Source organism: Xenorhabdus mauleonii, assembly GCF_900113945.1.
Classification (GTDB): domain Bacteria; phylum Pseudomonadota; class Gammaproteobacteria; order Enterobacterales; family Enterobacteriaceae; genus Xenorhabdus; species Xenorhabdus mauleonii.
In genome coordinates this window covers 1-8,964 of sequence record NZ_FORG01000048.1, presented here as the reverse complement: position 1 = coordinate 8,964, position 8,964 = coordinate 1, and the positions used below count along the sequence as shown (strand labels likewise).

Genomic DNA, 8,964 nt, shown 5'->3' with positions numbered 1-8,964 from the left:
ATGAAAAAGCGTCTGGAACAACGCAGCGACGATGACGTTTCGCAGCTGCGCAGTGGTCTGCTGTTTATGGGAAACATCCAGGATGCCTATCCCCGCCGCTTGTTACTGGATGATCGCCTGTCACCACTGGATAAAACGGGCTGGATGATGATCCGTTTGTACGCGCAACAAAATGAAGGGGCGGTTTTTCCCAGCTACGATGAATTGCAGGTGCTGCTGGCCTCACCCTATAAAGGCAAGGCCTCGCGTGAAACCGTCAGCCGGGTCTTGCTGATGTTGCGAATAACCGGCTGGCTGAGTTTATGCAAGCGCATCCGCGATGAGCACGGGCGGGTGCGGGGGAATATCTATGCGCAACACGATGAGCCGCTGACCTGCCGTGATGCCGAAATGCTTGATCCTCATTGGCTGGATACCGTGGCAGAAGCCTGTCGCAGTAAAAATCGCACCATCAGCCAGACAGCCTGGTCGGTGCTGGCTGACATTAAGGAAGATCCGATGATGCGCCATCGCCATAGTCATCTCTGTTTACTGGAAGTGCGCTTGAATGCTGTGCAGACACCACAGCAAAGGGTCATGAGGCAGGCGCTTCAACCAGCCAAACAGCACACCGAACTCAGGGAAATGGCACCGGATTCGGAAACCGAACTGAGCCCAAAAGAGGCATCCAATAAGCGAAATTCGGTTTCCGAACTCAGTGTAAAATCAATGGATTGTAGTGGTTTCACTAAACCGAACCGTTATGTACGTTCTTTCACACAGAGTGTGAATAAAAAAACATACGTAGATCCCCAGCCCGTTATTTTTCTGCCAGAAGGGCTTTGCCGACAACTGGAGCCGGAAGATGTCACCATGCTGACCAGTCAATTACAGGCACTGCCCGCTGAACAGGCTCAAATCGTCCTGGATTGTCTGGACAGAGCGCTGCGTGCAGGCAAAATCGGCAATCCGATCGGCTGGCTGCTGAGCATGATGAAACGGGCACGGGAGGGAACACTGTATGCCCAGGCTGAACCGACTATTGCGACGCCCGGCTCTGCTAAAACGCAGGCAGCGTTCATCCGGGACACTGAATGCCCGGTTTCACCGTCCTCTCAGGCCCATGTGCGCAATGTCGTGAAAGAGATCCGTCAGCGACTGACGCTGGTGAGGTATCAACAAAACCCAGATTGATTAAAAAACAGACTTTGTTGGCACTGCCAACAAAGTTCAAAAAACACACAGTCTCGGGTGTCCAGATACTGAACTAAAATGAAATATTGCAATCAGAAGAGTGAGATAAACATATTTCTTCGTCAGCATCAGGGAATAACATTAATCCTCTAATTTGGTAAGTAATATGTTAAAAAAAATTAAAGAGTTTAGGTCAGAAGCACTGATTTTTTTCATAATTAGCGTTTTTCTCTCTCTTCTGGCGGGGAGGAGTGGTGGAGGAACGTCAAAAGAAGTGGCAACCATCCTTATGGAGAGTCTTGCTCCACGAACTATTTTGTTTCTTACTGTTCTTAGCATGGTGTTTGCAGCATTGGTTCTGTTTTTTTATGGAAAACATGCACCAGATAAAAAGATCAATAATTTTCTGTATGTACATATTATTTACAAGTTAACAAAATTAGGCAGATCACTCTCTTCAATTGGTATAGCCATATTTCTCGGGCTGTTAACCTCTGCTTTGGCGTATCAGGAATTAAAAATCAGTATTGAAATTATCGTTACGATTGTAACTCTGACTGGATATTGGACTTTATTGTGTTTAGTTGATATTTGTGCAGAGAAAGGAATAGATGAAACTATTAGCCTGAAATATCAGAAACTGGTGTTGGGAATTATCTTTTTCACTGTTCCATTTGTTTATGTTCTTCGTTAATTGCCTATTAAAAGGAGTTATTCTACTTCGAATATCGTTAACAGCTACAATAGCTTCTTGCAGTACTCTGTCTACACGGCAAAGTATTACAGTATCAAACTCATATGTATCTGTTATTACCTGTTTTTCATATTGATCTGAGTGGCAAGGGGAAGTCATTGACTGCTTATTGGCTTTGGGAAAGTTCATTAAGGCCAATATTGTTTAAAAAACAGACTTTGTTGGCACTGCCAACAAAGTTCAAAAAACAAACAAACAAACCGTTGTTGCCAACACCGTCTAAGAACGGCTCATCTGACAATGAATGACATGGATTATTTCTCCTTTTTCCTATAACTGGTTATGGGTTGAGTGAACCCCGCTTTTCCTCTGATAGTTCTACAGACATAAGTTGCCCAAACAGGAGTTGCTCTTTATGTCTGAGCCTGACGAAAAAATCGCACCGCCAGCCCCCCGTCGTGCCGGCGCACTGAAATCCGCATTATCCATTGAACTGCATACCCACTACGCCATCCGCCTCTGGGAAGGACGTAAAAAAGAAGATCTCACCGGCCGTCGTCAATACCCGGATATTATCGGTATGCCGCAAGTCATTAAACGGGCGGGCACTATCAGCGCAGATGCGGCTGCTGATAACCCTTACGCCGACCGTTGGTTGATTAAGCTGGAGCAGGCTCTGGCAACAGCATCGGCCGGTCTTCAGCAGAGTATTGCCACCTTGCAGGAAACGCTGAATGCTTTGCCGGAACACGTTACGTTATCGGCTGTTTCCTCCGTTGAACCGCTGAATATCGGTGTCTACAGCCATTCACCATTGGGGTATCGCTGTGTCTGGCTGCTGGTCGGTTTCGACCAACTGGCAATGAAAACCTTTCAGGCGTTTCATTACGGTTTTATTTCTCGTTCAGAGCGGGATGCGTTGCTGCATAACGGCAGTCGGGTGATCCGCCAGATTTATGGTCTGGTGCGTTCTTATCGTCCCCTGAAGGTGACCCGTGCGGATATTGAGGAAAAAACACCGGCCGGCCTTGAAGCCATTAAATGGCTGGGCGAGCCGGAGCCTGATATTTTGTCGGGCCGGTCGCGCTCCGGTTTTTCACCGCCTCGGCGTGCGGTTGTTCAGGATGCGGGCAGGGGGTGATATGCAGCTTTATCTGTGTGAAAAGCCCTCTCAGGCCCGGGATATCGCCCGCGTGTTGGGTGTGAAGAGGCGTGGGCAGGGATGTCTTTTGAACCAGAACGTGACTGTGACGTGGGCTGTCGGGCATTTACTGGAAATGGCCGCCCCGGAGTACTATGGCGAACAATTTGGCCCGCCGTGGCGGATGGAACCTCTGCCGGTGCTGCCGGAGCAATGGCAATGGACGGTGAAAAAAGAGACCGCTGAGCAGTTTGCGGTGATCGAACAGTTACTGAAACAGGCGGATGAAGTGGTCATTGCCACGGATGCCGACCGTGAAGGGGAAGTGATTGCCCGCGAACTGCTGGAATACTGCGGTTTCACCGGTCCCGTCAGGCGGCTGTGGTTGTCTGCGCTGGATGAAACCAGTATCCGGCAGGCTCTGGCCGCGTTATTACCGGGGGAACAAACGGCACCGCTCTATCAGGCCGGGCTGGGACGGGTACGCGCTGACTGGCTGATGGGCATCAATCTGACCCGCCTGTATACCCTGAAAGCACAGGCTCAGGGATTGGGTGAGGTGCTGTCCATCGGACGGGTACAGACGCCGACACTGGCGCTGGTCGTGAACCGCGATAATGCTATCGGCCGGTTTGAACCCAAGCCTTACTGGCAGGTGATGGCCACATTGCAAAAAGATAATGTGGCTTTTCGGGCCAAGTGGTTGCCCGACTCCGATGCGTGTGATGAAGAAAAACGCTGTATTCGCGAGGATATCGCACATCGCGTGGTTAAAGCCTGCCAACAGACACAACATGCTGTGGTGACGGAGCTCATCCGGAAACGGGAGAAAACCCCGCCGCCGCTTTGTTTTGATTTGGGGACACTCCAACAGGTGGCTTCCCGCCAGTGGGGCATGGGCGCCGGCCAGGTACTGACGATTGCCCAGTCGCTGTATGAAACCCATAAAGCGACCACCTACCCACGCACGGATTGTGGTTATCTGCCGGTTTCTATGCGAGCAGACATTCCGGCGGTTTTTACCGCACTGACCCGTACCGACCCGGCGATGTGCGGCATTATCAGCCAACTGGATACCAGCCTGCTTTCCCGTGTCTGGAATGACAGCCAAATCACCGCACACCCTGCCATTATTCCGACCCGCCACACGTTTGATATGACAAAACTGACGGCAGACGAATTAAAACTCTATCAGCTGATCCGCCAGTATTATCTGGCGCAGTTTCTACCAGCGCAGGAAATGGATGTGACCGAGGTGACCTTGAATATCGGCGGGCAGGGATTTCAGGCGAAAGGGCGGGTGAGTGTGGCCACGGGCTGGAAGGCGTTATTTGCGCGTGAACAGGACGAAAAACAAGAAGAAAAACAGGAAGAAAATGCCGTCTTGCCTGAATTGAAAAAAGAGGAAACCTGTCAGGTGAGCGGAGTAGAAATACAGCCCCGGCAAACCCGGCCACCGGCACCTTTTACCGAAGGCACGCTGATTGCTGCCATGAAAAATGCGGCGGCGTTTATTCACGATCCACAGCTGAAAAAAGTGCTGCGGGAGAGTAGCGGGCTGGGCACGGAGGCGACCCGGGCGGGCATTATTGAAGCCCTGTTTAAACGTCAGTTGTTGGTACGAAAAAAGAAAAACCTGCATGCAACACAACTGGCGCAGGAATTGATCGCGGGGCTGCCGGATGTCCTGACTCATCCGGGTATGACCGCACTCTGGGAACAGTCGCTGGACGATATTGCCCAGGGCCGCGCCACACTGGATGGCTTTATGCAGAAACAGGCGCAATGGCTGGCCCATTTAATGGAAAAGGGCAAGGCGCAGCCGATTCAGTTTACCCTGCCGAAAACCCCGGCGTGCCCACGTTGTGGCGGCACGATGCAAAAACGCATGGGGAAAACAACGCCGTTCTGGGGTTGCACCCGCTACCCGGCGTGCAAGGGGATGCTGAATGCCAGCGCGGTGACCGGTTCCCGAAAAACCCGGCGGGGAAATTCGTCGGCATGAAAATAGGGTTATTGATTGATCCCATTAGCGGATGCTTTAAAAATCACGCAGTTTTTAGCCGAAAACTCCCGTAGCCTGAAAGGGAGCGCCTGTTTGCGGTACATCTGCCCACCTTTGGAAGCAGATATTGCCAGCCCAACGGCAGTGAAGGTTTTTTATTCTTTATCAGAACGCCAACCACGTAGGCGTCTGACGCCCGGCGGGAAAAATCATTCCCGTCAGGGAAGTGGATTTTCTCCGTCACACCGTATTTTTTTACCTCTATGGAGAACATCGTATGTCTGAGAGCACCCCATCTTTAACCAAAAACGATTATTTCAACCTAAATATTAAAGGACTGGGCTATCTGAATAATATCCGTCATGTCAGCACCGCCAGTGGAACATTCCTGAGCTGTGTGATCAATGCGCTGAACGGACCGAGTGATAACCCGGTCTATGTGCGTTTTGATATTACCGTGGTCGGCAAGGAAGCAACCAGTCTGGTCGGCCGTTGCCAGAAAGCGGTTGACGAGGACAAAAAAGTCTTACTGGGCTTTACGTTAAGTAATCCTTCAACGGATATCTTTACCCTGAAACGCGGTGATCATGCGGGTGAACAGCGCGTCAGCCTGAAAGCCCGTCTGATCAAAGTTGACTGGATTAAAATCGGTCAGGAGAAAGTGTATCAGTCTGAACAATCCGACTCAATGCCACCTCAGAACGGCATTACGCAAAAAGAATATGCAGAAAATTCCTTCTGATATTCCATTGACCTGCCCTGAAATATCAGGGCATTCCTTTATGAATAAGACAACAGGATACCGTGATGAATGTTGCACCGATTGGGGTTCTGGCCCTGCAATATTGCCATAAACAATTACCGTTAACCGTGTTGCGAAGCCGTGCAGGGTTTTATATCGGCACCCTGGATGCGGGAGAACCGTGCTCGCGTGAATCCGTGGAGTATTTTGCCTACCGCGAACAGGCGGAGTTTGCCCTGAAACAGGGGCGCTGGACACAACGTCAATCAGTTTAACCGATAAGGAAAGGGTATGGCTTCACGCGGCATTAACAAAGTGATTTTAATCGGCTATCTGGGGCAAGATCCGGAAATCCGTTATCTGCCGACCGGCGGTACGGTGGCCACGCTTTCACTGGCCACTTCAGACAGTTGGCGGGATAAACAAACTGGCGAGTTGCGGGAAAAAACGGAGTGGCACCGGGTCGCCATTTTCGGCAAATTAGCCGACATCGCGGCGGAATATTTGCAGCAAGGAACGCAGGTGTATATCGAAGGCCAGCTGAAAACGCGTAAATGGCAGGATAACCAGGGGCAGGATCGCTACTCAACCGAAGTGGTGGTGAATGTGAACGGGTCGATGCAGATGTTGGGAAGTCGTGGGGATTTGAAGAACGTGGCATCTCAGCAGGCTGGACATAAGCCGGCACAGAAGCAGCCACTGTCTCAGCCTGTTAATCAGGAAAGAAAAAACACACAGCCAGTACAGGTCCCAGTGTTACCGGAAGAGGATGACATCGACTGGGATTCGGATATCCCGTTCTGAGTGTTTTTTATTATCAACAGATTGCCCTGTCGAACAGGGCTTATTTGTTTCTACAGGTGACTGAAAGTCAAAAAATGCTAAATGCCATCTGCATATATTTAAACAATTATCAATATCTCAAGTTTACGTAACCACTCATTGAATAACGGGCATTGTTCTCTCATCTTAGGGATGCCAATTTTCTCGGCAATAGCGATCCCCGTTGTCGTCTTGGCAAATTTTCCATGCGCTGACCATCTTTCCAATCTCTTTGATGGTGCCGTTTGTGGACTATTGTTGATAGATTCCGGCTCCCCACATTCCCGAAGGACTCGATCCACTTCTTGCACATCGATATTTAATTCATTGGCAAGTACTTCTTTGTCACTAAAGAGCAGTGCTTCAAATTCATGCATAACGATGTAGGGGATAAAACGTTCATCAACTCTTTGTGCCGATAGGAGTTGACGAATTTCATTTTGTGTTGACTGATGCAGATGCTCAGCAATTTGTTTCGGTTCCCAATGTTTATTTAACGTCTCCAATCCCGGCCATTCATTGGTGCCATAATAATCAATAAATGTAGTCACGTAGGTGGTTGGACGTTGTTTCAAATGCATCTCAATGTCTTTCCTGACTCTTGAAAAACGGACATCCCCGCCTTTTTGTCCCGGCTTGGAAACCTGAGTTGCAGAGATGAAAATCATTTTCTCAGCCAGATAAGGTTGAAGCATTTTCTCAATAAATATTTGTTCTGTTTTCCCTTCAACGATGGCCATGACTTCGATGTAATTACTCATAAGTCGGCCCTCCGGCGATGACGTTCTTAGCCCATAATTCACCCAGTGAATAGTTTTCAAGCCATTGAGAAAAATCTTCCTCATTCAAACGTTCAAAGCCTGAAGCCCCCTTTTTACGATTTACGATAACAATATCTTCGGCAGAGAATTGATCGATTAAAATAGGGGATTGAGTGGCGATAATCACTTGGGTGCGCTGAGCTGCTTGTTGGATTAACTCTGCAAGGATCACAATGGCCGCAGGGTGCAGACCCAGCTCAGGTTCATCAATAATAATGGTCGATGGTGGGTTAGGTTGTAATAATGCGGTTGCCAGACAAATAAAGCGTATTGAACCATCTGATAGATGATAGGGCTGCATCGGATAGTCTGAACCTTTTTGTGTCCAGCTAATGTTAACCTCTTCTTTGGAACCGCTCTGGCGAGGCTCCAGAATGAAGTTATCAAAAAATGGAGTGACTAATCTGATTGCATTTACAATTGATTTATATTCATTGGGGGCATCATTTTTGAGTTTTAATAAGAACGCGCCAATGTTAGATGCATCCGTACGCAATATCTTGTTATCCTGAATGATTTCATATTTTCGCATTCCGGCTGTCGAGCTGGTATCGTGAAAATGATAAATCTGCCAGGATGCAATGGCATCATAAACAGGCTTGAAATACGGTGCATCAGAGGCATTGTTCTCAATTTCAGCAACCATTCGGGAGCGGCCATCATCGCTGTCCCCCAATAACCACCATCCGGCATCACTTTTTTTGTAATAGAGAGCTTCATCTTCAATCGCACAACTGTCTGCTGGCGTGGGAACGAGTTTAAAGCGAAAACCTTTGTCACCAAAGCGTGTTTCAAACTCCATTTTCTGCGTGACTTTATTACCATTAAAGAGTAAATCATTTGCACCACCATTATCACGTACATAGCGATTTAATGTGCCGTCAATTAATGCCCGCAGCATTTTAAAAAAGGAGATTAAATTACTTTTACCCGCGCCATTAGCGCCAACAATCACGTTTAAGTTCTTCAGTTCAAATTCGTTGAGCTCATGGATTGATTTAAACCCTTTAATCGTGAGTTTGTCTAAAGACGTCGTCATATCGCCTCCTTTGAAATGCTTACTTCAGTATCAGACAAGGGATAACTATCGATGATAAACGTTGCATCAGGACAGTTACATTCAATGTTAACATAACCCACTGATGGCGGGTGCACTATTCTGTGAATCACACTTCCCCTGGTTATGCCAGCCATTGAAGGTAAGTGTTGAATAAAGCGATATATCAAATAGGCAAGAAAGTTGAACTGATGAAAATTAATCACTTAATTTTACTGATTAAACTTACACGTTCGATTATTGAATTAAATAACGTAATTCGTTAAAGTAAAAAAGCTATCAGCAAAATCTGATAGTGAGGAATCTCAGGCCTCAAAGTTATCCACTGGTAGGAAGTTTCTACCAGTGTGTCTGTACTCGCCCCTTCAATGGCGGTTCAGACAGGGGAGGCTTCGGCCTCACCGGCTGATAACTCCGGTACCTGAGAATCCCTGTCTTGAATCGCCACCACTTAATAATCAAAAGAAGGGGAAGCAGGTATGACTATGACTCACACTCAGAAAGACTGG

General features: G+C 48.2%; 10 protein-coding genes. 8 read left to right on the top strand and 2 right to left on the bottom strand.

Annotated elements, in window-relative coordinates:
- The 8 genes from BM100_RS21430 to ssb form a co-directional block, all read left to right on the top strand.
- Positions 1 to 1,173: STY4528 family pathogenicity island replication protein (locus BM100_RS21430; protein ID WP_092514659.1), on the top strand; the 1,173-nt coding region annotated here is incomplete at its 5' end.
- A gap of 166 nt (positions 1,174 to 1,339) precedes the next feature.
- Positions 1,340 to 1,867 carry a hypothetical protein gene (locus BM100_RS21425; protein ID WP_092514658.1) on the top strand — a complete coding sequence of 176 codons (528 nt, stop codon included), beginning with the start codon at positions 1,340 to 1,342 and terminating at the stop codon, positions 1,865 to 1,867.
- A gap of 415 nt (positions 1,868 to 2,282) precedes the next feature.
- Positions 2,283 to 3,008, top strand: coding sequence for a PFL_4669 family integrating conjugative element protein (locus BM100_RS21415; RefSeq protein WP_092514646.1), 726 nt, complete (start codon positions 2,283 to 2,285; stop codon positions 3,006 to 3,008).
- 1 nt (position 3,009) lies between these two features.
- Positions 3,010 to 5,013, top strand: a complete 2,004-nt coding sequence (locus BM100_RS21410; protein WP_092514645.1) for a DNA topoisomerase III — start codon at positions 3,010 to 3,012, stop codon at positions 5,011 to 5,013.
- Positions 5,014 to 5,028: 15 nt separating this feature from the next.
- A complete protein-coding gene (locus BM100_RS21405) occupies positions 5,029 to 5,298 on the top strand; it encodes a hypothetical protein (protein ID WP_092514644.1) in 270 nt (89 codons plus the stop codon).
- On the top strand, positions 5,291 to 5,755 hold the full coding sequence (locus tag BM100_RS21400) for an STY4534 family ICE replication protein (RefSeq protein ID WP_092514643.1): 465 nt from the start codon (positions 5,291 to 5,293) through the stop codon (positions 5,753 to 5,755). The genes BM100_RS21405 and BM100_RS21400 overlap by 8 nt, the downstream gene beginning before the upstream one ends.
- 65 nt (positions 5,756 to 5,820) lie before the next feature.
- Complete coding sequence (locus tag BM100_RS21395; RefSeq protein WP_092514636.1) at positions 5,821 to 6,030, top strand: hypothetical protein; 210 nt, start codon at positions 5,821 to 5,823, stop codon at positions 6,028 to 6,030.
- A gap of 16 nt (positions 6,031 to 6,046) precedes the next feature.
- Positions 6,047 to 6,559: a single-stranded DNA-binding protein gene (gene ssb, locus BM100_RS21390; protein WP_092514635.1), complete on the top strand. Its 513-nt coding sequence runs from the start codon at positions 6,047 to 6,049 to the stop codon at positions 6,557 to 6,559.
- A 98-nt stretch (positions 6,560 to 6,657) separates the two neighbouring features.
- On the opposite strand, the gene BM100_RS21385 is transcribed toward ssb, so the two are convergent.
- Together BM100_RS21385 and BM100_RS21380 are read right to left on the bottom strand one after the other, a co-directional pair.
- The gene (locus BM100_RS21385; RefSeq protein WP_092514634.1) at positions 6,658 to 7,338 is read right to left on the bottom strand and encodes a DUF4276 family protein; all 681 of its coding nucleotides are present in this window, start codon (positions 7,336 to 7,338) and stop codon (positions 6,658 to 6,660) included.
- Positions 7,331 to 8,437 (bottom strand): AAA family ATPase, encoded by a 1,107-nt coding sequence (locus tag BM100_RS21380; RefSeq protein ID WP_092514633.1) that lies wholly within the window; start codon positions 8,435 to 8,437, stop codon positions 7,331 to 7,333. Before BM100_RS21380 ends, BM100_RS21385 begins: the two co-directional genes overlap by 8 nt.
- Positions 8,438 to 8,964 lie beyond the last annotated feature (527 nt).

Coding starts and splice junctions, on each gene's coding strand:
- BM100_RS21395 (WP_092514636.1), top strand. CDS start 5,821: ATGAATGTTGCACCGATTGGGGTTCTGGCCCTGCAATATTGCCATAAA.
- BM100_RS21410 (WP_092514645.1), top strand. CDS start 3,010: ATGCAGCTTTATCTGTGTGAAAAGCCCTCTCAGGCCCGGGATATCGCC.
- BM100_RS21425 (WP_092514658.1), top strand. CDS start 1,340: ATGTTAAAAAAAATTAAAGAGTTTAGGTCAGAAGCACTGATTTTTTTC.
- ssb (WP_092514635.1), top strand. CDS start 6,047: ATGGCTTCACGCGGCATTAACAAAGTGATTTTAATCGGCTATCTGGGG.
- BM100_RS21415 (WP_092514646.1), top strand. CDS start 2,283: ATGTCTGAGCCTGACGAAAAAATCGCACCGCCAGCCCCCCGTCGTGCC.
- BM100_RS21385 (WP_092514634.1), bottom strand. CDS start 7,338: ATGAGTAATTACATCGAAGTCATGGCCATCGTTGAAGGGAAAACAGAA.
- BM100_RS21400 (WP_092514643.1), top strand. CDS start 5,291: ATGTCTGAGAGCACCCCATCTTTAACCAAAAACGATTATTTCAACCTA.
- BM100_RS21380 (WP_092514633.1), bottom strand. CDS start 8,437: ATGACGACGTCTTTAGACAAACTCACGATTAAAGGGTTTAAATCAATC.